Source organism: Pseudomonas sp. QE6 (assembly GCF_041379005.1).
Lineage (GTDB): Bacteria > Pseudomonadota > Gammaproteobacteria > Pseudomonadales > Pseudomonadaceae > Pseudomonas.
The window spans coordinates 323,742-344,055 of the sequence record NZ_CP166873.1; the positions used below are offsets into that span (position 1 = coordinate 323,742).

At 64.7% G+C, this 20,314-nt stretch carries 17 protein-coding genes and 2 tRNA genes; 3 read left to right on the plus strand and 16 right to left on the minus strand.

Features of this window, described 5'->3' with window-relative positions; genetic code table 11:
* Nucleotides 1–13 precede the first annotated feature (13 nt).
* Nucleotides 14–2,269, minus strand: a complete 2,256-nt coding sequence (locus ACAW63_RS01540; protein WP_371231194.1) for a YgiQ family radical SAM protein — start codon at nt 2,267–2,269, stop codon at nt 14–16.
* 198 nt (nt 2,270–2,467) lie between these two features.
* Between ACAW63_RS01540 and ACAW63_RS01545 the strand changes: the two genes are divergently transcribed.
* Nucleotides 2,468–4,339 (plus strand): diguanylate cyclase domain-containing protein, encoded by a 1,872-nt coding sequence (locus tag ACAW63_RS01545; protein ID WP_371231196.1) that lies wholly within the window; start codon nt 2,468–2,470, stop codon nt 4,337–4,339.
* Here ACAW63_RS01545 and alr read toward each other — a convergent pair whose 3' ends face one another.
* The 8 genes from alr to rnr form a co-directional block, all read right to left on the minus strand.
* A complete protein-coding gene (alr, locus tag ACAW63_RS01550; RefSeq protein WP_371231198.1) occupies nt 4,340–5,416 on the minus strand; it encodes an alanine racemase in 1,077 nt (358 codons plus the stop codon).
* A gap of 70 nt (nt 5,417–5,486) precedes the next feature.
* Nucleotides 5,487–6,881 carry a replicative DNA helicase gene (dnaB, locus tag ACAW63_RS01555; RefSeq protein WP_275608889.1) on the minus strand — a complete coding sequence of 465 codons (1,395 nt, stop codon included), beginning with the start codon at nt 6,879–6,881 and terminating at the stop codon, nt 5,487–5,489.
* A 127-nt stretch (nt 6,882–7,008) separates the two neighbouring features.
* Nucleotides 7,009–7,455: a 50S ribosomal protein L9 gene (gene rplI, locus ACAW63_RS01560; protein WP_371231200.1), complete on the minus strand. Its 447-nt coding sequence runs from the start codon at nt 7,453–7,455 to the stop codon at nt 7,009–7,011.
* Between the two features lie 21 nt (nt 7,456–7,476).
* A complete protein-coding gene (locus tag ACAW63_RS01565) occupies nt 7,477–8,346 on the minus strand; it encodes a hypothetical protein (protein ID WP_275608891.1) in 870 nt (289 codons plus the stop codon).
* A 34-nt stretch (nt 8,347–8,380) separates the two neighbouring features.
* On the minus strand, nt 8,381–8,611 hold the full coding sequence (gene rpsR / locus ACAW63_RS01570) for a 30S ribosomal protein S18 (RefSeq protein ID WP_003095634.1): 231 nt from the start codon (nt 8,609–8,611) through the stop codon (nt 8,381–8,383).
* Between the two features lie 29 nt (nt 8,612–8,640).
* Nucleotides 8,641–9,057 carry a 30S ribosomal protein S6 gene (gene rpsF / locus ACAW63_RS01575; protein ID WP_054906367.1) on the minus strand — a complete coding sequence of 139 codons (417 nt, stop codon included), beginning with the start codon at nt 9,055–9,057 and terminating at the stop codon, nt 8,641–8,643.
* A 270-nt stretch (nt 9,058–9,327) separates the two neighbouring features.
* Complete coding sequence (rlmB, locus tag ACAW63_RS01580; protein WP_207882321.1) at nt 9,328–10,080, minus strand: 23S rRNA (guanosine(2251)-2'-O)-methyltransferase RlmB; 753 nt, start codon at nt 10,078–10,080, stop codon at nt 9,328–9,330.
* A complete protein-coding gene (gene rnr / locus ACAW63_RS01585; RefSeq protein WP_371231202.1) occupies nt 10,077–12,818 on the minus strand; it encodes a ribonuclease R in 2,742 nt (913 codons plus the stop codon). The genes rlmB and rnr overlap by 4 nt, the downstream gene beginning before the upstream one ends.
* Nucleotides 12,819–13,022: 204 nt before the next feature.
* Here rnr and ACAW63_RS01590 point away from each other — a divergent pair.
* Nucleotides 13,023–13,109: transfer RNA gene (locus ACAW63_RS01590), tRNA-Leu, on the plus strand.
* 147 nt (nt 13,110–13,256) lie between these two features.
* Nucleotides 13,257–13,343: transfer RNA gene (locus tag ACAW63_RS01595), tRNA-Leu, on the plus strand.
* Between the two features lie 175 nt (nt 13,344–13,518).
* On the opposite strand, the gene ACAW63_RS01600 is transcribed toward ACAW63_RS01595, so the two are convergent.
* The 7 genes from ACAW63_RS01600 to hfq form a co-directional block, all read right to left on the minus strand.
* A complete protein-coding gene (locus ACAW63_RS01600; protein ID WP_275608894.1) occupies nt 13,519–14,814 on the minus strand; it encodes an adenylosuccinate synthase in 1,296 nt (431 codons plus the stop codon).
* A 66-nt stretch (nt 14,815–14,880) separates the two neighbouring features.
* Nucleotides 14,881–16,059, minus strand: coding sequence for an ATP phosphoribosyltransferase regulatory subunit (locus ACAW63_RS01605; RefSeq protein WP_371231203.1), 1,179 nt, complete (start codon nt 16,057–16,059; stop codon nt 14,881–14,883).
* A 31-nt stretch (nt 16,060–16,090) separates the two neighbouring features.
* Nucleotides 16,091–16,276: a DUF2065 domain-containing protein gene (locus tag ACAW63_RS01610; protein WP_037012084.1), complete on the minus strand. Its 186-nt coding sequence runs from the start codon at nt 16,274–16,276 to the stop codon at nt 16,091–16,093.
* A gap of 341 nt (nt 16,277–16,617) precedes the next feature.
* Entirely contained in the window at nt 16,618–17,487 is an 870-nt protein-coding gene (hflC, locus tag ACAW63_RS01615; RefSeq protein WP_371231205.1) for a protease modulator HflC, read from the minus strand.
* Entirely contained in the window at nt 17,487–18,656 is a 1,170-nt protein-coding gene (gene hflK / locus ACAW63_RS01620; protein ID WP_371231207.1) for an FtsH protease activity modulator HflK, read from the minus strand. The genes hflC and hflK overlap by 1 nt, the downstream gene beginning before the upstream one ends.
* A 95-nt stretch (nt 18,657–18,751) precedes the next feature.
* Entirely contained in the window at nt 18,752–20,053 is a 1,302-nt protein-coding gene (hflX, locus tag ACAW63_RS01625) for a ribosome rescue GTPase HflX (RefSeq protein WP_371231208.1), read from the minus strand.
* A 12-nt stretch (nt 20,054–20,065) separates the two neighbouring features.
* A complete protein-coding gene (gene hfq, locus ACAW63_RS01630; protein WP_015479145.1) occupies nt 20,066–20,314 on the minus strand; it encodes an RNA chaperone Hfq in 249 nt (82 codons plus the stop codon).

The following is a 20,314-nucleotide window of genomic DNA, read 5'->3' on the forward strand; positions in this document are numbered from 1 at the left end:
CCGAAGGAAGCGATCAGCGCGGAATGTTCGGCTGGCGCTTGGTGCTGCGCTTCTTGCCCTTGGCGTAGCCGGTGGCCTTGCCTTCCTCGGCCTTGTTCCACGGCTTGGAGCCGTCGCTGGCGCGCGGCGGCAGGCCGGTGTGCTGGGTCAGCAGCGGCTTGCCGGTCTTCTTGCTGCCTACCGGAGTGGAGTTCTTGCGACGCGCGCTCTGGTAGCTGCCATCGCCGCTCGGCTGGTGCGTCGGGATCAGCTGGTGCTTGCCGTTGCCGATCAGGTCGGCGCGGCCCATTTCCTTCAGGGCTTCGCGCAGCATCGGCCAGTTGTTCGGATCGTGATAGCGCAGGAAGGCCTTGTGCAGGCGGCGGCGCCGCTCGCCCTTGACGATCTCCACGCCATCGCTCTTGTAGGTGACCTTGCGCAGCGGGTTCTTGCCCGAGTGGTACATGGCCGTGGCGGTGGCCATGGGCGACGGGTAGAAGGCCTGCACCTGGTCGGCGCGGAAGCCGTTGCGCTTGAGCCACAGGGCGAGGTTCATCATGTCCTCGTCGCTGGTGCCCGGGTGCGCGGCGATGAAGTACGGGATCAGGTACTGCTCCTTGCCCGCCTCCTTGGAGAACTTTTCGAACATCCGCTTGAAGGCGTCGTAGGTGCCGATGCCCGGCTTCATCATCTTCGACAGCGGGCCTTCCTCGGTGTGCTCCGGGGCGATCTTCAGGTAGCCGCCGACGTGGTGCGTCACCAGCTCCTTGACGTACTCCGGGGACTCCACGGCCAGGTCGTAGCGCAGGCCCGAGGCGATGAGGATCTTCTTCACCCCCGGCAGGTCGCGGGCGCGGCGGTACAGCTGGATCAGCGAGGAATGGTCGGTGTTGAGGTTCTCGCAGATGCCCGGCCAGACGCAGGACGGCTTGCGGCAGTGACGCTCGATCTCCGGGTCCTTGCAGGCGATGCGATACATGTTCGCGGTCGGCCCGCCGAGGTCGGAGATGACGCCGGTGAAGCCCGGTACGCGGTCACGGATTTCCTCGATCTCGCGGATGATCGAGTCTTCCGAACGGCTCTGGATGATGCGGCCTTCGTGCTCGGTGATGGAGCAGAAGGTGCAGCCACCGAAGCAGCCACGCATGATGTTCACCGAGAAGCGGATCATCTCGTACGCCGGGATCTTCGCGCCGCCGTACTCGGGGTGCGGCACGCGGGCGTACTGCAGGCCGAACACGTAGTCCATCTCCTCGGTGGTCAGCGGGATGGGTGGCGGGTTGAACCACACGTCGGTCTCGCCGTGACGCTGGACCATGGCGCGGGCGTTGCCCGGGTTGGTCTCCAGGTGCAGCACGCGGTTGGCATGGGCGTAGAGCACCGGGTCGCTCTTGACCTTCTCGTAGGACGGCAGGCGGATCACCGTGCGCTCGCGTTCCAGGCGCGGGTGCGGCAGCAACTCGACGACCTTGGCTTCGTTGGGGTCGTCCTGCTCGCCCTTTTCCTGCTCGATGGCGCAGGCGGCGGTGTCCTGGGTGTTCACGTAGGGGTTGATGATCTTGTCGATCTTGCCCGGACGGTCGATGCGGGTGGAGTCCAGCTCGAACCAGCCCTCGGGGGTGTCGCGGCGCACGAAAGCGGTGCCGCGCACGTCGGTGATCGACTCGATGGACTCGCCGGCGGCCAGGCGCTGGGCCACTTCCACCACGGCGCGTTCGGCGTTGCCGAACAGCAGGATGTCGGCCTTGGCATCCATCAGGATCGAGTGGCGAACCTTGTCCTGCCAGTAGTCGTAGTGCGCGATGCGGCGCAGCGAGGCCTCGATGCCGCCGAGGACGATCGGCACGCCCTTGTACGCTTCGCGGCAGCGCTGGCTGTAGACCATGCTGGCGCGGTCCGGGCGCTTGCCGGCGTTGCCGCCGGGGGTGTAGGCGTCGTCGGAGCGGATCTTCCGGTCGGCGGTGTAGCGGTTGATCATCGAGTCCATGTTGCCGGCGGCGACACCGAAGAACAGGTTCGGCTTGCCCAGCTTCATGAAGTCGTCTTTGGACTGCCAGTCCGGCTGGGCAATGATGCCCACGCGGAAGCCCTGGGCTTCCAGCAGGCGACCGATGATGGCCATGCCGAACGACGGATGGTCAACGTAGGCATCCCCGGTGACGATGATGATGTCGCAGGAATCCCAGCCCAGCTGATCCATCTCTTCCTTGCTCATGGGCAGGAACGGCGCCGGGCCGAAACACTCGGCCCAGAACTTGGGATAGTCGAACAGCGGTTTGGCGGCTTGCATCACGGGCACCGGGGTATCTCGAAGTAGGTATCGCGGAAAAACGCGGGCGCGGAATATAGCACAAAAAGTGTACAAATCCGACTGATGAACTCAGATTTAACCGGCGTTCGGTCGTTTGCCAGTGCCATCATCTGGCTATACTCCAGCCACTATCCGCAGTAGGTGCCGGGATGCCCCATGGCACAGGGAGTGCGCGTCGTGCGTCATGTTTTCATGCTGGTGCTCGCACTGCTGGTCGGCCAGGCCGCCGCAGTCGAGCTGGATTCAAAGGCCAGTGGCACCTGGCTCAACGGCAGCCTGGAACTCCTCGAGGATCGCAGCGGCGGGATGCCGTTCGACGAGGTGCAGCGCAGCCATGACTTCATCCCGGCCAACGGTCGCACCAGCGTCGGCCAGAGCTCCAGCGCCTGGTGGCTGCGCCTGGACCTCGACCGCCGGCAGACGCCGCCCGGCGGCTGGTGGCTGGAAGTGGACGCCGTCAACCTCAAGGACCTGCGCCTGTACCTGCCCGACGAACAGGAGCGCTACGTCGAGCGACTGTCCGGCGAATCGGTGCCCTTCTCCGCCGGCCGCGACCGGGGCTACCGGCGCCCGGTATTCCATCTGCCCGAGGGTGCCGGACCGCTGCGGCTCTACCTGCGCACCTATGACCCCGCCGGCAACTCCTTCCCGCTGCGCATCTGGTCACTGGACGACCTGCAGGACCACCGCGCCGACACCAACCTGTTCCTCGGCGTGGTCTATGGCCTGATCGCCGCCCTGCTGCTGTACAACCTGTTCATCCTGCTGACCCTGCACGACCGAGCCTATCTCTGGTACGTGCTGACCACCGCCGCGGCGCTGCTGTTCAGCCTCGGCATGACCGGCCACGGCTTCAAGTACCTCTGGCCCGAGCACGCGGTGCCCTGGTGGCTGGACCGCATCACCCTGCCGTCGCTATGGGGCCTGTGCGTGCACCGCTTCACCATCACCCTGCTGCAGACCCGCCGGCACGTGCGCTGGGCACACCATCTGCTGAGCCTGAACTGCGGGCTGTACCTGCTCACCATCCTCCTCGGCGCACTGCAACTGCGCAGCGTCGCCAGCTGGATGCTGGTGGTGGTCACCCTCGTCGGCGTGCCAGCAGCCCTGGGCGCGGCGCTGACACGCTGGCGCCAGGGCTCCCTGCCCGCCTTCCTGTACCTGCTCGGTTTCGGCCTGGTGCTGGGCAGCGTGAGCATCTCGGTGATGCGCGCCCTGGCCGTGGTGCAACCGCAGCCATTGACCACCTACATCTTCCCGATTGCCGTCGCCATGGAGTCGGTGCTCTTTTCCTTCGCCCTTACCTCGCGCATCCGCAGCCTCAAGCGCGAGCGGGCACAGGCCGTGGAGCAGGCCAACCGCGAAAAGAACGCGCGCCTGACCATGATGCAGAGCGCGCAGCAGGACCTGGCCAAGGCGGTTGCCGAACGCACCGCCGAGCTGACCCAGAGCAACCAGCTGTTGCGCGAGCGCGAGGCCCAGCTGCAGCACGCGGCGCACTATGACCCGCTGACCGGCCTGCCGAACCGCCGCTTCCTGGTCGAGCACGCCGAGCAGGCGCTGGAACGAGCCCAGCAGAACGGCGAAACCCTGGCGCTGATGCTGATCGACCTCGACCATTTCAAGCCGATCAACGACACCCATGGTCACGATGCCGGCGACTTCATGCTGCAGAACGTCGGACACCGCCTGCGTCAGTGCGTGCGCGCCAGCGATTGCGTGGCACGGCTGGGCGGCGATGAGTTCGCCGCGCTGATCGCCGGTCCGGACGCCGAAGGCCATGCCCGGGAGATCGCCACGCGGCTGCTCAACGAGCTGTCGCGTCCGGTGCATTTCGACGCACTCGAACTGCGCATCACACCCAGCATCGGCGTGGCCATCTACCCCAGCCACGCGATGCAGTTCAGCAAGCTGTACAAGGCCGCCGACCAGGCACTGTACGACGTGAAGGGCAACGGCCGGGCGAGCTATGCCATCGTCAACGATAGAAGCAGCGAGGGCAGCGAACTCTGGCAGGACGGCAGCAAGGCTTCCGAACGCAGCGCCTGATCAGTTTCTGTAGCGGCGCGGTACGCGGGCGGTGACCTTGGTCAGCAGCTCGTAGCCGATGGTCCCGGCGTGGCTCGCCACTTCGTCCACCGGAAGGTTCGCGCCCCACAGCTCGACCGGATCGCCGACCGCGGCATGGGGCTGATCGGTGAGGTCGACGGCCAGCATGTCCATCGACACCCGCCCGGCCAGCGGCACCCGCCGGCCGCCCACCAGCACAGGTGTGCCACTGGTCGCATGGCGCGGATAGCCGTCGGCGTAACCACAGCTCACCGTACCGATACGCGACGGCCGCTGCGCCACCCAGGTCGCGCCATAACCGACACTTTCCCCAACCGGCACCTCACGCACCGCGATCAACTGCGCCTCCAGTCTCATCGCCGGGCGCAGGCCCAGCTCGGCAGCGCCGATGTCGGCGAAGGGCGTGGCGCCGTAAAGCATGATGCCGGGGCGAATCCAGTCCATGTGCGCGGCGGGAATGGTCAGCACCGCGGCCGAGTTGGCCAGCGAGCGCTGGTCGAAATCCAGGTCGAGCACACCGAGGAAACAGGCCACCTGGTCTTCGGTCAGCTCATCGCCGCGCAGGTCGGCGTTGGCGAAGTGGCTCATCAGGTTCAGTTCGGCCACCTGCGTGGCCTGGCGCAGGCGCGGATGCCAGTCGCGCAGCGCCTCGGGCAAGAAGCCCAGGCGGTGCATGCCGGAATCCAGCTTCATCCAGACGTTCAGCGCGCTCGGCAATTGCGCGGCGAGCAGCGCCTGGGCCTGCTCCGGGCCCTGTACGGCCACATCCAGGCGCAGTTGCGCGGCAATCAGATACTCGTTCGGCTCGAAGCAGCCTTCCAGCAGCAGGATGCGGGCATCGGCGTGCAGCGCGCGCACCTCCGCGGCCTCCTCCAGGCAGGCCACGGCAAAACCGTCGACCTCGTCGTGCAGGCTGCTGACCACCTCCCGCGCGCCATGCCCATAGGCATTCGCCTTGACCACCGCGAACGCCTGGCGGCCCGGCGCGCAGCGCTTGGCCACGGCATAGTTGTGGCGGATGGCGGAGAGATCGACGACGGCGACGAGCGGACGCATGGCTGCGGGTCCTGAAACGAAACGGGCGCCCATTTTAAGGCGCCCGTCGGTCACGGGAAATGCGGCTGCGTCACTCGTCTTCGAAGTTGTACATGCCGGGCGCGAGGTTCTCGAAACGGCTGTAGCGACCGAGGAAGGCCACGCGCACGGTGCCGATGGGACCGTTACGCTGCTTGCCGATGATGATCTCGGCCACGCCCTTGAACTCGGTCTCCGGGTGATACACCTCGTCGCGGTAGACGAACATGATCACGTCGGCGTCCTGCTCGATCGCTCCGGATTCACGCAGGTCGGAGTTCACCGGGCGCTTGTTGGGGCGCTGTTCCAGCGAGCGGTTGAGCTGGGAGAGCGCCACCACCGGGCAGTTGAATTCCTTCGCCAGCGCCTTGAGCGAGCGGGAAATCTCGGAAATCTCGTTGGTCCGGTTGTCGCCGGCGGAGCCGGGAATCTGCATCAGCTGCAGGTAGTCGACCATGATCAGACCGATCTCGCCGTGTTCGCGGGCCAGGCGGCGGGTACGCGCGCGCATTTCCGAGGGCGAGATGCCGGCGGTGTCGTCGATGAACAGCTTGCGATCGTTGAGCAGGTTCACCGCCGAAGTCAGGCGCGGCCAATCCTCGTCGTCCAGCTTGCCGGAACGGACCTTGGTCTGGTCGATGCGGCCGAGCGAGGCGAGCATACGCATCACGATGGAGTCGGAGGGCATTTCCAGGGAGTACACCAGGATCGCCTTGTCGCTGCGCATCAGGGCGTTCTCCACCAGGTTCATGGCGAAGGTGGTCTTGCCCATGGACGGACGGCCGGCGACGATCACCAGGTCCGCCGGCTGCAGGCCGCTGGTCTTCTCGTCGAGGTCGGTGAAGCCGGTGGAAATCCCGGTCAGCGCCTCGGTGGTGTTGAACAGGTGGTCGATGCGGTCGATGGTCTTGACCAGGATGTCGCTGATCCCCACCGGACCGCCGGTCTTGGGCCGCGCTTCGGCGATCTCGAAGATCCTGCGTTCGGCTTCGTCGAGCACCTCGTTGGCGCTGCGCCCCTCCGGGTTGAAGGCGCTGTCGGCGATGTCGCTGCTGATGCCGATCAGCTGCCGCAGGGTGGCGCGCTCGCGAATGATGTTCGCGTAGGCCTTGATATTGGCTACCGAGGGCGTGTTCTTCGCCAGCTCCGCGAGGTAGGCAAGACCGCCCACCTGGGACAGCTGCCCCTCGCGTTCGAGCATCTCGGAGAGGGTCACCACGTCGATCGGCTGGTTGCCTTCGGCGAGCTTGTAGACGGCACGGAAGATCAGGCGATGGTCATGGCGATAGAAGTCGCCATCGGACACCGCGTCGGAGACGCGCTCCCATGCGTTGTTGTCGAGCATCAGGCCGCCCAGCACCGCCTGTTCGGCTTCGATCGAGTGCGGCGGCACCTTGAGGGAAGCGGTCTGCAGGTCGTATTGCTCGGGGACGGTAATGTCGTTCATGGGCTCTTCGTGTTGAATGAAACGGCGGAAAAAACAAAGGGCACGGACCGAGGATCGGCACCGTGCCCATTGTTAGCGGACAGCTTCACACAGGCAAGCCGTGCGAATCGTCCTAGCGACGGATCGCTTACTCGGCGACTACAACCACGTGCAGGGTTGCATCAACGTCGGTGTGCAGTTGCACTTCGATGTTGTATTCGCCAACAGCGCGCAGGGCGCCGTCGGGCAGGCGAACTTCGCTCTTTTCCAGCGGGTAGCCGGCAGCCGAAACGGCTTCGGCGATGTCGCGGGTGCCGATCGAACCGAACAGCTTGCCTTCGTCGCCAGCGTGGGCGCCGATGGTCACGATCAGTTCGGACAGCTGGGCAGCACGGGCTTCAGCAGCGGCTTTCTTCTCGGCAGCGGCTTTTTCCAGCTCTGCGCGGCGCTCTTCGAAAGCAGCGACGTTGGCAGCGGTGGCAGCGGTGGCTTTGCCCTGCGGCAGCAGGTAGTTACGGGCGTAACCGCCCTTTACGTTCAGCTTGTCGCCCAGGTTGCCCAGTTTGGCGATCTTTTCCAGCAGGATGACTTCCATTTGAGTCTTACCTCTTAACTTTTAACCTTCACCGTTCGCAGCTTTCTGGCGCTTCGCCAGACGACCGCGAAAATCAAACAGACTGTCGACCACGGCGACAAGACAGATCACATTGCCCAGCACGAATACCAGCAGGTACAGCGGCGCCAGCCAGAAGCCCGGAAGCTTCTTCAGCGCGACCAGCCCGTGGCCCAGTGCGATCCCGGCGAACAGCAGCGGAATCATGCACAGCGGCGCCAGCATGGTGGCCGCGGGACCTGCGAAGGGCAGTGCCACAACGCCGACCAGCAGCGCGATAGCCGTGCCCGGCGACAGGCGCAGTGCGCGGAACTCGCGGCCAAACCCTTCCGGGTTGTACAGCACTGCCTGCCAATAACGCGCCAGCATCAGGCACATCAGGCTGATCGTCTGCAGCGAGGCTGCCATCAGGCCGGTGATGGTCGGAACCATCTCCGCCTGCAGGGCGGCCAACTGTTCCGGCGAAAGCTTGGCTTCGGCCAGAATCTGCGGCAGTGCCTTGCCGAATGCATCGGCAAGAGCAGCGACCAACCCGGCCGACACCGTGCTGAGCAGCAGCACGAACACCGCACCGAGCACAACGCTCGCCAGCATCACCTGGTTCCAGGACACCTTGCTGCGCAGAACCTGCGCCAGCACGGCACTACCCACCAGAACCAGACTCACGCTGGGGTCACCCAGGTACCACCAGGCCAGTGCCGGAAGCAGCGCCCAGCCCAGGATGCCAAAGGCATCGCCGGCGCCACGGCGCAACAGCACCAGACTGCCTGCTGCGGCACCGAGCCAGAACAACGGCTGCAGTACCGCGGCTGCGACGACCACCAGGGTCGCCTGCATGCGGCCTCGCATGACGAATTCAGCCAATGCGCGCATGCGATCTATCCATCAATCCCAGTCGACTGCCCGATCAACGGCCGTGGCTGTCGGTGTAGGGAAGCAGGGCCAGGTAGCGGGCGCGCTTGATAGCGGTGGCCAGCTGACGCTGGTACTTGGCCTTGGTGCCGGTGATGCGGCTCGGAACGATCTTGCCGGTTTCGGAAACATAGGCCTTCAGGGTGTTGAGATCCTTGTAATCGATCTCTTTCACGCCTTCAGCGGTGAAACGGCAGAACTTACGACGACGGAAGAAACGTGCCATGTGTGTGGCTCCTCAATACTGGTCCGGGATTACTCGTCAGCGCTGTCGCGGCTATCTTCGCCGTCAGCGGACTCGCCCTCGTTCGATTCGGGACGCTCACGGCGCTCACGGCGCTCGTTGCGGCTCTCTTCGGCCTTCAGCATTTCGGACTGGCCGGTAACGGCTTCGTCGCGACGGATGACCATGTTACGGATCACGGCGTCGTTGTAGCGGAAGTTGTCTTCCAGCTCTGCCAGGGCCTTGGCGGTGCACTCGACGTTCATCAGAACGTAGTGAGCCTTGTGCACGTTGTTGATGGCGTAAGCCAGCTGACGACGGCCCCAGTCTTCCAGACGGTGGACTTTGCCGCCGTCTTCTTCGATGGCCTTGGTGTAACGCTCGACCATGCCACCGACTTGTTCGCTCTGGTCCGGGTGAACCAGGAACACGATTTCGTAATGACGCATAAATGCTCCTTACGGATTGCAGCCTGCCGACAAAGCGGTCAGGCAAGGAGTGAATGATTTTTACCTTGCCGCTCGGAAGCACGCGCGAACGCCTGCCCGGACGACAAGGGCCGACATTCTAGAGAAGGGGGGAAGGCGGCGCAAGGCAATTGACGATTATTTGTACAGCTGGCGCGCCGAGGGCTCTTCGTAGAAGTGAGCTCGCTCGCGAACCGGGCAAGCACGGAACCGCCACTGTTCGCGAGCAAGCTCGCTCCTACAAAAAAGAACTCAGGCGCCGGCCTTGAGCTGGCGTTGGCGGACAATCTCGAACAGGCACACGCCGGTGGCCACCGAGACGTTGAGGCTGCTGACGCTGCCCTGCATCGGCAGCTTGGCCAGGTAGTCGCAGTGCTCGCGGGTCAGGCGGCGCATGCCCTTGCCCTCCGCGCCCATCACCAGCACAGTCGGCCCGGTGAGATCGAGTTCATAGAGCATCTGGGTCGCCTCGCCCGCCGTGCCGACAATCCACAGGCCGCGCTGCTGGAGCTTTTCCAGCGTGCGCGCCAGATTGGTCACCGCCACCAGCGGGATCACCTCGGCGGCGCCGCAGGCAACCTTGCGCACGGTGGCATTGAGGGTGGCGGACTTGTCCTTCGGCACGATAACCGCCAACGCGCCCGCCGCATCGGCGGTGCGCAGGCACGCGCCGAGGTTGTGCGGGTCGGTCACGCCGTCCAGCGCCAGCAGCAGAGCCGGGCCGGAAGAGCGCTCAAGCAGCTCCTCCAGCATGTTCTCGCCCCACACCTGGCTGGGGCTGACCTCGGCGACCACGCCCTGGTGCACACCCTCGGCCCACTCGTCGAGCTCCTTGCGGTCGCGCGTGCCCACCGGCACGCGCACCTGACCGGCCAGCTCGACCAGCGCCTGGACGCGCGGATCATGCCGGCCTTCGGCCAGCCACAGCTGCTTGACCCGCTTGGGATGATGACGCAGCAACGCTTCTACGGCATGGACCCCGTAGACCTTTTCCCACTGACTCATTTCTTCGCCTTACGCTTGCTGGCCGGAGCACCACCGGACGCACCGCCCTTGGGCACGGACGAGCCCTTGCGATGCTTGGTCGGCTTGGCGGACCGGGCTTTCTGTTTCGAAGGATTGCGCGGCTTGCCCGCAGCGGGCGCGGACTTGCCCTTGCCGGCGGCCGGCTTGTTGCCGCCCACCTTGGCTTCTTCGAGCAACGCCTTCTTCACTTCGCGGCTCTTGCGTACGTCGGTATTGCCGAGCAGTTCCTCGGCCTTGGCGAGCATTTCCGGAGCCACCGACGGCAGCGCCTGGACCACGCCGACCTTGCGCTTGCGCGGTTGGCTCGACGGCACCACGGCCACGTCGGGGGCGAAGAACGGATCGTCCGCCACCTGGCGACTAGCCTTGGCCGGCTTCTCTCTGGCTGCAGCGCCCTTGGGCGCCTTGCCCTTCGCCACTTTACCCTTGGTGACCGGCTCGGCCTTCTCGCCACGCTTCTTGCGGCCGATGGGCGCGCTCAGCACGTTGTCGGAGAGTTCGAAGTCGATCTTGCGCTCGTCCAGGTCAACGCGCGCCACCACCACTTCCACGGTATCGCCGAGGCGGAAGCTGCGACCGGTGCGCTCGCCGCTCAGGCGATGGTGCACGGCATCGAAGTGGTAGTAGTCGCCCGGCAGTGCGGTGACGTGGACCAGGCCCTCGACATAGATGTCGGTCAGCTCGACGAAGATGCCGAAGCCGGTCACCGCGGTGATCACACCGGGGAAGGTCTCGCCCACGCGCTCGCGCATGAACTCGCACTTCAGCCAGTTGGTGACGTCGCGGGTCGCCTCGTCAGCACGGCGCTCGGTCATCGAGCACTGCTCGCCCAGTTGCGCCAGGCGCGGCTCATCGTACGGATAGATGCGCGCCTTGGGCATGCTGGCGGCGCCGACGCGCTGTACGTGCTCCGACGCCGCCTTGGAGCGGATCAGGCCACGGATGGCGCGGTGGGTCAGCAGGTCCGGGTAACGACGAATCGGCGAGGTGAAGTGGGTGTAGGCCTCGTAGTTCAGGCCGAAGTGACCGTTGTTCTCCGGGCTGTACACGGCCTGGCTCAGGGAGCGCAGCATCACCGTCTGGATCAGTTGCAGGTCCGGGCGACCCTGGATGGATTCCAGCAGCTTCTGGTAATCCGCCGGGGTCGGCTCGCCCTTGCCGCGATACAGGGTCAGGCCCAGTTCGCCGAGGAACTGGCGCAGGTTGTTCAGCTTTTCCTGCGGCGGACCGTCGTGGACGCGGTACAGCGCCGGGATGGCGTGCTTTTCCAGGAACTTGGCGGTGGCGACGTTGGCCGCCAGCATGCATTCCTCGATCAGCTTGTGCGCATCGTTACGCTGGGTCGGGCGGATTTCCGAGATCTTGCGGTCCGCGCCAAAGACGATGCGGGTTTCCTGGGTCTCGAAATCGATCGCCCCGCGCACGTGGCGCGCGCCGACCAGCACCTTGTACAGGTCATAAAGCGTGTTCAGGTGCGGCACCACCGCCGGGAGCTGCTCCTTCAGGCGCTGGCCTTCGGGGCTGTCCGGGGTTTCCAGGTACTGGCTGACCTTGGTGTAGGTCAGGCGCGCATGGGAATGGATGACCGCCTCGTAGAACTGGTAGTCGGTCATCTTGCCGGCCTTGGAGAGATTCATCTCGCAGACCATGGCCAGGCGATCGACCAGCGGATTCAGGGAGCACAGGCCGTTGGAGAGAATCTCCGGCAGCATCGGGATCACCCGCTCGGGGAAGTACACCGAGTTGCCGCGCTTGGCCGCCTCCTCATCCAGGGCCGAGCCGACCTTCACATAATGAGAGACGTCGGCGATGGCGACGAACAGTTTCCAGCCGCCGCCCTTGCGCTTCTCCGCGTAGACCGCGTCGTCGAAGTCGCGGGCGTCCTCGCCGTCGATGGTGACGAAAGGCAGGGCCCGCAGGTCGACGCGCTTCTCCTTGTCCTTCTCCAGCACCTCGGGCTTGAGCTTGGCCGCTTCCTTCTCCACGGCTTCGGGCCAGGTGTGAGGAATGTCGTAGCTACGCAGGGCGACTTCGATCTCCATGCCCGGCGCCATGTAGTCGCCGAGCACTTCCACCACCTCGCCCTGGGCCTGGCGGTGCACGCTCGGCCAGACATCGATACGCACCTGGACGAACTGGTTGTGCTTGGCCTTGCCGGCCTTGCCCGGCGGGATCAGCACTTCCTGCTGGATCTTCGGGTTGTCGGCCACCACCGTGCCGATGCCGCTCTCGTCGAAGTAGCGGCCGACGATGGTCTCGTGGGCGCGTTCGACCACTTCCACAATGGCACCTTCGCGGCGGCCACGGCGATCGAAGCCGGACACGCGCGCCAGGGCACGGTCGCCGTCGAACACCAGGCGCATCTGCGTCGGGCTGAGGAACAGGTCGTCGCTGCCGTCATCGGGAATCAGGAAGCCGAAGCCGTCACGGTGGCCGGAGATGCGGCCGAGGATCAGGTCGAGCTTGTCCACCGGCGCGTAGGCGCCACGGCGGGTATAGATGAGCTGGCCGTCGCGCTCCATGGCGCGCAGTCGGCGGCGTAGTGCTTCTTCCGGCTCCTCGCCGGAGAGCCCGAATTCATCGAGCAACTGGGCCCGCGTGGCGGGCGCGCCGCGTTCGGCGAGATGCGCCAGAATGAGTTCGCGGCTGGGAATGGGGTTGTCGTATTTTTCCGCCTCGCGGGCGGCCTCGGGATCGAGGTTTTGCCAATCGGCCATTAAAGTGAGGTCACCTTATCTATATAGGGATGGTTCGCCATCTGCTTATTGAAGCGCGAAATCCGCTCGTCGGTCAGCTTTGGGCACGAATAAATTTTTATCGCATCAGGGGTTTACAAGCTAAACCTAGCTCCGTATAGTTCGCGCCCACAGCGTCAGACAGACGTTGTAACACGGAAGCGATGAGCGATCATCACATCCAGTGCCCAGGTGGCGGAATTGGTAGACGCACTAGGTTCAGGTCCTAGCGGTGGCAACACCGTGGAAGTTCGAGTCTTCTCCTGGGCACCACTTATTCAAGGATAGAGCCAGTCAGTGACAGGTTTTATCCCGGCGGGTTCGGAACCCTGATAACCGAACGATAGACCGCCCGATGCAACCAAGGGTTGTATCACCGCAAGACGATGAGCGATCATCGCACCCCATGCTGAAAAGCATGCCCAGGTGGCGGAATTGGTAGACGCACTAGGTTCAGGTCCTAGCGGTGGCAACACCGTGGAAGTTCGAGTCTTCTCCTGGGCACCATCTTCAAACGAAAAAGCCGAGCACTGCTCGGCTTTTTCGTTTTCGGCTTTCCGCAATCCAGCCTCTCCAACCTGGCGCGCCGCCCCGCCGCATCTCGTCTTGCCGCCCAACGAAAGACATACCCCAGAAACGACAACGGGCCGCATGAGCGGCCCGTTGCGATACACAACGCAGATCAGGCGAACGGGTGGCGCAGGACGATGGTCTCGGCGCGATCCGGGCCAGTGGAGATGATGTCGATGGGCGCACCGACCAACTCCTCGACGCGCTTGATGTAAGCGCGCGCATTGGCCGGCAGGCCTTCCAGCGACTGGACACCGACGGTGGACTCGCTCCAACCCGGCAGGTCTTCGTAGATCGGCTGCAGGCCGATGTAGCTGTCGGCGTCGGTCGGCGCGTCGGTCAGCAGTTCGCCGGCGGCGTTCTTGTAGCCGGTGCAGATGCGCACGGTTTCCAGGCCATCGAGAACGTCCAGCTTGGTCAGGCACAGGCCGGACAGGCTGTTGATCTCGATAGCGCGACGCAGGATGACGGCGTCGAACCAGCCGCAACGACGAGCACGACCGGTAGTGGCACCGAACTCGTGACCGACCTTGGCCAGGTGCGCGCCGACGTCATCGAACAGCTCGGTCGGGAACGGGCCGGAACCCACACGGGTGGTGTAGGCCTTGGTGATACCCAGGATGTAATCCAGGTACAGCGGACCGAAACCCGAACCGGTGGCAGTGCCGCCAGCAGTGGTGTTGGAGCTGGTGACGAACGGGTAGGTGCCGTGGTCGATGTCCAGCAGCGAACCCTGGGCGCCTTCGAACATGATGTTCTCGCCACCACGACGCAGGTCGTGCAGGGTCGAGGTCACGTCAGCCATCAGCGGGCGCAGTTCTTCGGCATAGGCCATGCACTCGTCCAGAGTCTTCTGGAAGTCAACGGCCGGCTCCTTGTAATAGTTCTGCAGGACGAAGTTGTGGTAGTCCAGCAGCTCGCCCAGCTTGGCGGCGAAGCGCTCGCGGTGGAACAGGTCGCCCACGCGCAGGCCGCGACGGGCCACCTTGTCTTCGTAGGCCGGGCCGATGCCGCGACCGGTGGTGCCGATCTTCGCGTCGCCACGGGCCTTCTCGCGAGCCTGGTCCAGGGCCACGTGGAAGGACAGGATCAGCGGGCAGGACGGGCTGATACGCAGGCGCTCGCGCACCGGTACGCCCTTCTCTTCCAGCTTGGCGATCTCGCGCATCAGCGCATCGGGCGCCAACACCACGCCGTTGCCGATCAGGCACTGCACGCCTTCGCGCAGGATGCCCGACGGAATCAGGTGCAGAACAGTCTTCTCGCCGCCGACTACCAGGGTATGACCGGCGTTGTGGCCGCCCTGGTAACGCACCACGGCAGCAGCCTGGTCAGTCAGCAGGTCGACGATCTTGCCTTTGCCCTCATCACCCCACTGGGTGCCCAGGACTACGACATTCTTACCCATAACACTTGTCCCCATCGTGGATGTTCGGTGCCGGCCGCGGCCGGCGAAAACTCGAAGTGGCGCGCCTCAGAGCGGCGCCACCTGCCAATTGCCATCGCGAACCAGCAGTTGCTGGTCGCAGCCCGCTTCGGTAGCCGAAGCCGCATCCTGCCCGGGCAGCGCCTGCACCACGCGCACGCCCTGACGGCGCAGCTGCTGCACCGCCTGCCACAAGCCAGCCCCATCGGCCGGCGCCCAGACTCCAGTGCGCGGCTCGTCGAGCTGGGCGCGGCCGAGAGTGACCAGGGTCTTGAGGTCGGTGGAGAAACCGGTCGCCGGACGCGCGCGACCGAAGTCAGCGCCAATGTGGTCGTAACGGCCGCCCTGGGCGATGGACTCGCCAACCCCGGGAACGAACGCGGCGAACACCACGCCGGTGTGATAGTGATAGCCGCGCAGTTCGCCGAGGTCGAAGTACAGCGGCAGCTGCGGGAAGCGCGACGCCAGCGAATCGGCGATGGCGGTCAGATCAGCCAGCGCGGCCTGCACCGGAGCCGGGGCGCCAGCAAGCACTTCACGCGCCTGGTCCAGCACTTCGCGGCTGCCGCACAGCTCGGCCAGCGCACGCAGCATGCCGGAGAGCTCGCCCGGCAGACCCTCGGTCAGCGCGGCGACTTCGTCCACGGCCTTGCGCTGCAGGGCGTCGAACAGCAGCTGCTCGACTTCGCCGGACAGGCCGGCAGCCTGGGCCAGACCACGGTAGATGCCGACATGACCGAGGTCCATGTGCACATCCGGCACTTGGGCCATTTCCAGCATGTCAAGCATCAGGCTGATGACTTCGACGTCACCGGCGGAACCAGTGTCGCCATAGAGTTCGGCCCCCAGCTGGATCGGGCTGCGCGAGGTCGCCAGCGCACGCGGGCGGGCATGCAGCACGCTGCCGGCGTAGCACAGGCGGTTCGGGCCTTCACGACGCAGGCTATGGGCGTCCATGCGGGCGACCTGCGGGGTGATGTCCGCGCGGAAGCCCATCAGGCGGCCGGACGCCGGGTCGGTGACCTTGAAGGTACGCAGGTCCAGATCCTGGCCGGCACCGGTCAGCAGGGATTCCAGGTATTCGATATGCGGGGTGACGACGAACTCGTAACCCCAGCGCTGGAACAGATCCAGCACCTGACGGCGGGCTGCTTCAACGCGCGCCGCCTCCGGTGGCAGCACTTCTTCGATCCCATCTGGCAGCAGCCAGCGGTCTACCGTTGCCATGTCGCCTCTCCCCTTTCAGCCGGGCGGCACTTCAATGAATGCAGTAAAGAAGGACGGTGCCGAGCAGCATGCTGCCCAGCCCGATGAGTCTCAGACTGCGGTCGCCCAAACGACCGAGCCCGCTCACGGCGTCGCGCCAACCACGCGGATACAGGAACGGAAGGATGCCTTCCAGCACCAGCAACAGACAGAACGCTTTGCCGAACTCCTGCCACATGGCTCTCGTACATGAATCTAGCGGACGCAAAAAAGCCGGGATTTCCCGGCTGACCCATGATAACACGATTTCTCCGGCGGGCGCTGCCGCCCGCCGGAGAGTTAAAAGGGTCCGTTGATGTTTCGGCGTGAATCGCGTTGCCGCGTCAAATCACGCCAGGCTAGACGCGGGACGACGGTAATGGCCGGCCCTTGCCTAGTCCCGCAACGACGCATGGCGTGATTTGACGCGCAACCCGAAGGGACGAACCCCGTGTTGCGCGGCGTCCGAGCCTCAACTTGGCATCAGGACAACTCGCAACACGGGGTTCGGCGCGGTCACGACGAAGCGTCGACGGACCCTTACGGTTTAGCTTTTTCCAGATAACGGAAGAAGTCGTTGCTCGGATCAAGCACCAGCACGTCCTTCTTGTCCGCGAAGCTCTCGCGATAGGCCTTGAGGCTGCGGGTGAAGGCGTAGAACTCCGGATCGGCGGTGTAGGCCTTGGCATAGATCGCCGCCGCCTTGGCATCGCCGTCACCACGGGTTTCTTCCGCTTCACGATAGGCCTCGGCCAGCAGCACGCGGCGCTGACGATCGGCATCCGCGCGAATACCCTCCGCCAATTCACGGCCCTTGGCGCGGTGCTCGCGGGCTTCCCGCTCACGCTCGGTGCTCATGCGCTCGAACACGCTGCGGTTCACTTCCTTCGGCAGGTCGATGGCCTTGACGCGAACGTCGATGACCTCGATACCCAGCTCCTTCTGCGCCATGCGGTTCAGCGAAGCGGTGATGTCGCCCATCAGCGCATCGCGCTCACCGGAAACCACCTCGTGCAGGGTGCGCTTGCCGAACTGGTCACGCAGGCCGGCCTCCAGACGGCGGGACAGACGCTCGTCGGCGATCTGCTTCATGCCGGAAGTCGCGGTGTAGAAGCGCTCGGCATCGGCGACACGCCACTTGGCGTAGGCGTCGACCATCACCGCTTTCTTCTCCAGCGTCAGGAAGCGCTGGGTCGGCGAATCCAGGGTCAGCAGGCGGCCATCGAACTTGCGCACCTGGTTGACGTACGGAATCTTGAAGTGCAAGCCCGGCTTCACATCGGCGTCGACCACCCGACCGAAGCGCAGCAGCACGGCGCGCTCGGTCTGCTGGACGACATAGACGCTGCTCCACAGCGCAACCGCGGCAACGACGGCAGCGATCAGGGCAATCAGAGACTTGTTACTCATCAGCGGCTCTCCCTGGTACGCATGTCACGCTGCTGCAGGTCGTTGGCCACCCGCGAACCGATGTCTTGCGCGCTGCTGGTCGTGCCCGGCGTGCTGCTCGGGGTCGCCGAGCCACGGCCGTCCATCATCTTGTCCAGCGGCAGGTAGATCAGGTTGTTCTGACCCTGCTGGCCGGTGACCAGCACCTTGCTGCTCTGGCTGAGGACATCCTGCATGGTATCCAGGTACAGACGCTGGCGCGTGACCTCCGGCGCCTTGTGGTACTCGCCGGCCAGCTTGGTGAAGCGATCCGCCTCACCCTGGGCGCGGGACACCACTTCATCGCGATAGCCGTTGGCTTCCTCGATGATGCGCTGCGCCTGACCACGGGCTTCGGGCACCACGCCATTGGCGTACGCTTCGGCCTGGTTCTTCTCGCGCTGCTCGTCTTCGCGGGCACGGATCACGTCGTCGAACGCTTCCTGCACCTCACGCGGCGCGGCGGCGCTCTGGATGTTCACCTGGGTCACGGCGATACCGGTCTTGTAGGTGTCCATGAACCGCTGCAGACGCTCACGCACCTCGGTGGCCATCTGCTCACGGCCCTCGGTGAGAATCTGGTCCATGGTGGTGGAGCCTGCGACATGGCGCAGCGCACTCTCGGTGGCGTGCTGCAGGCTGACTTCCGGCTGCTCGACGTTGAGCACGAAGTCCTGCAGGTTGCTGACCTTGTACTGCACGGTCAGCGGCACCTCGACGATGTTCTCATCCTCGGTGAGCATCTGCCCCTGCTTGCTGTAGGCACGCTCGCGGGTGACGTTCTCCTGGAACTTCTTGTCGATCGGCGGGAAATAGATGTTCAGGCCGGGACCTACGGTCTCGTAGTACTTGCCGAAGCGCAGGATCACCGCCTGCTCCTGCTCGTCCACCACGTAGATGGCGTTGTACAGCCACAGCACGGCGAGGATACCCAGGCCGATGCCGAACAGCCCCAGGCTGCCGCCCTTGCCGCCACCACCACCAGTACCGCTGCCACGCTTGGGCTTGCCGAAGATTCCGTTCAGGCTGTCCTGCAGCTTGCGGAAGGCTTCATCCAGATCAGGCGGGCCCTGGCGACCGCCACCACGGCGTCCACCCCAAGGGTCCTGATCGTTCTTGTTCGAGTTGTCACCCGGCTCGTTCCAAGCCATAGCGCTCTCCATCTGATAACGCGAAAACGCGCCTACGGCGCGCCCACCCATGCTACCGAATGCCCCCGCCGCTGCCAAAAGCAGCGTTCCAGGCTTTATTGCAAAGTGTGTTGCGCAATGAACTCCGCCGGCTGCCAGCCTTCACGGCTGACCAGGCGGTTCAACTCGACACGCGGCAGGCGAACCTGCAACACGGCGCGTCCTTGCTCGTCATGCCCCTCGGACTGTACCGCACCCAGCTCGAAGAACTGAGCACGAAGTCGCCCCAGGCGCTGCGGAAGGCAGAGCGTTCCCACGAACATGTCCTCCCCCAGCAACTCGGCGATCGCCTGCTCCACCAACTCCAGCCCCAGCGAATCGCGCGCCGACACCCAGACCCGGACAGGCTTGCCGAGTTCGTCGCGCTGAATCATCGGCTGCATGTCCGGCAGCAGGTCGATCTTGTTGTACACCTCGAGCATCGGCAGCTCATTGGCGCCGATTTCCTGCAGCACCGCCAGCACCTGCTCGATCTGCGCATCACGCTCCGGCTCGTGGGAGTCGATCACGTGCAGCAACAGGTCGGCATTGCTCGACTCTTCCAAGGTAGCCCGAAACGCCTCCACCAGCTTGTGCGGCAGGTGGCGAATGAAACCCACGGTGTCCGCCAGCACGATCGGCCCCACGTCATCCAGCTCCAGGCGGCGCAGGGTCGGGTCGAGGGTGGCGAACAGCTGGTTGGCGGCATAGACCTCGGAAGTGGTCAGCGCGTTGAACAGCGTTGATTTGCCGGCGTTGGTATAGCCGACCAGGGATACCGCGGGAATCTCCGCGCGACGGCGGCCGCGACGGGCCTGTTCACGCTGGCTGCGAACCTTCTCCAGGCGCGACTTGATCTGACGGATGCGCCCACGCAGCAGGCGACGGTCGGTTTCCAGCTGGGTTTCACCCGGGCCACGCAGGCCGATACCGCCCTTCTGGCGCTCGAGGTGAGTCCAGCCGCGCACCAGGCGCGTGCTCATGTGTTCGAGCTGGGCGAGCTCAACCTGCAACTTACCCTCATGGGTACGCGCACGCTGGGCGAAGATATCGAGGATCAACCCCGTCCGGTCGAGCACGCGGCACTCGAGCGCGCGCTCGAGGTTGCGCTCCTGACTCGGCGTGAGGGTGTGATTGAAGATGATCAGCTCGACCTTCTCGGCATGGACGAGGTCGTGCAACTCTTCGACCTTGCCGCTGCCGATCAGGTACTTGGCTGAAGGCTGGTGGCGCGAAATGCTGACGAAAGCAACCGATTCCGCACCCGCCGAACGTGCCAGCTCCTGGAACTCCTGCGGGTCTTCGCGCGCCTCGGGGTCCTGACCTTCCAGATGGACCAGAATGGCCCGTTCCCCACCACCCGGGCGCTCAAAGAACAAGGCGGACTCCCGTCAAACGTTGCCCGGCTCGGCCGGCTGATCACCGCTGGGCAGACGCACCGGACGGCTGGGAACAACGGTGGAGATGGCGTGCTTGTAGACCATCTGGCTGACAGTGTTTTTCAGCAGAATCACGAACTGGTCGAAGGATTCGATCTGGCCCTGCAGCTTGATGCCGTTGACCAGATAGATGGAAACCGGGACGCGTTCTTTGCGCAGGGTATTGAGGTAAGGGTCTTGTAGCGAATGCCCTTTTGACAT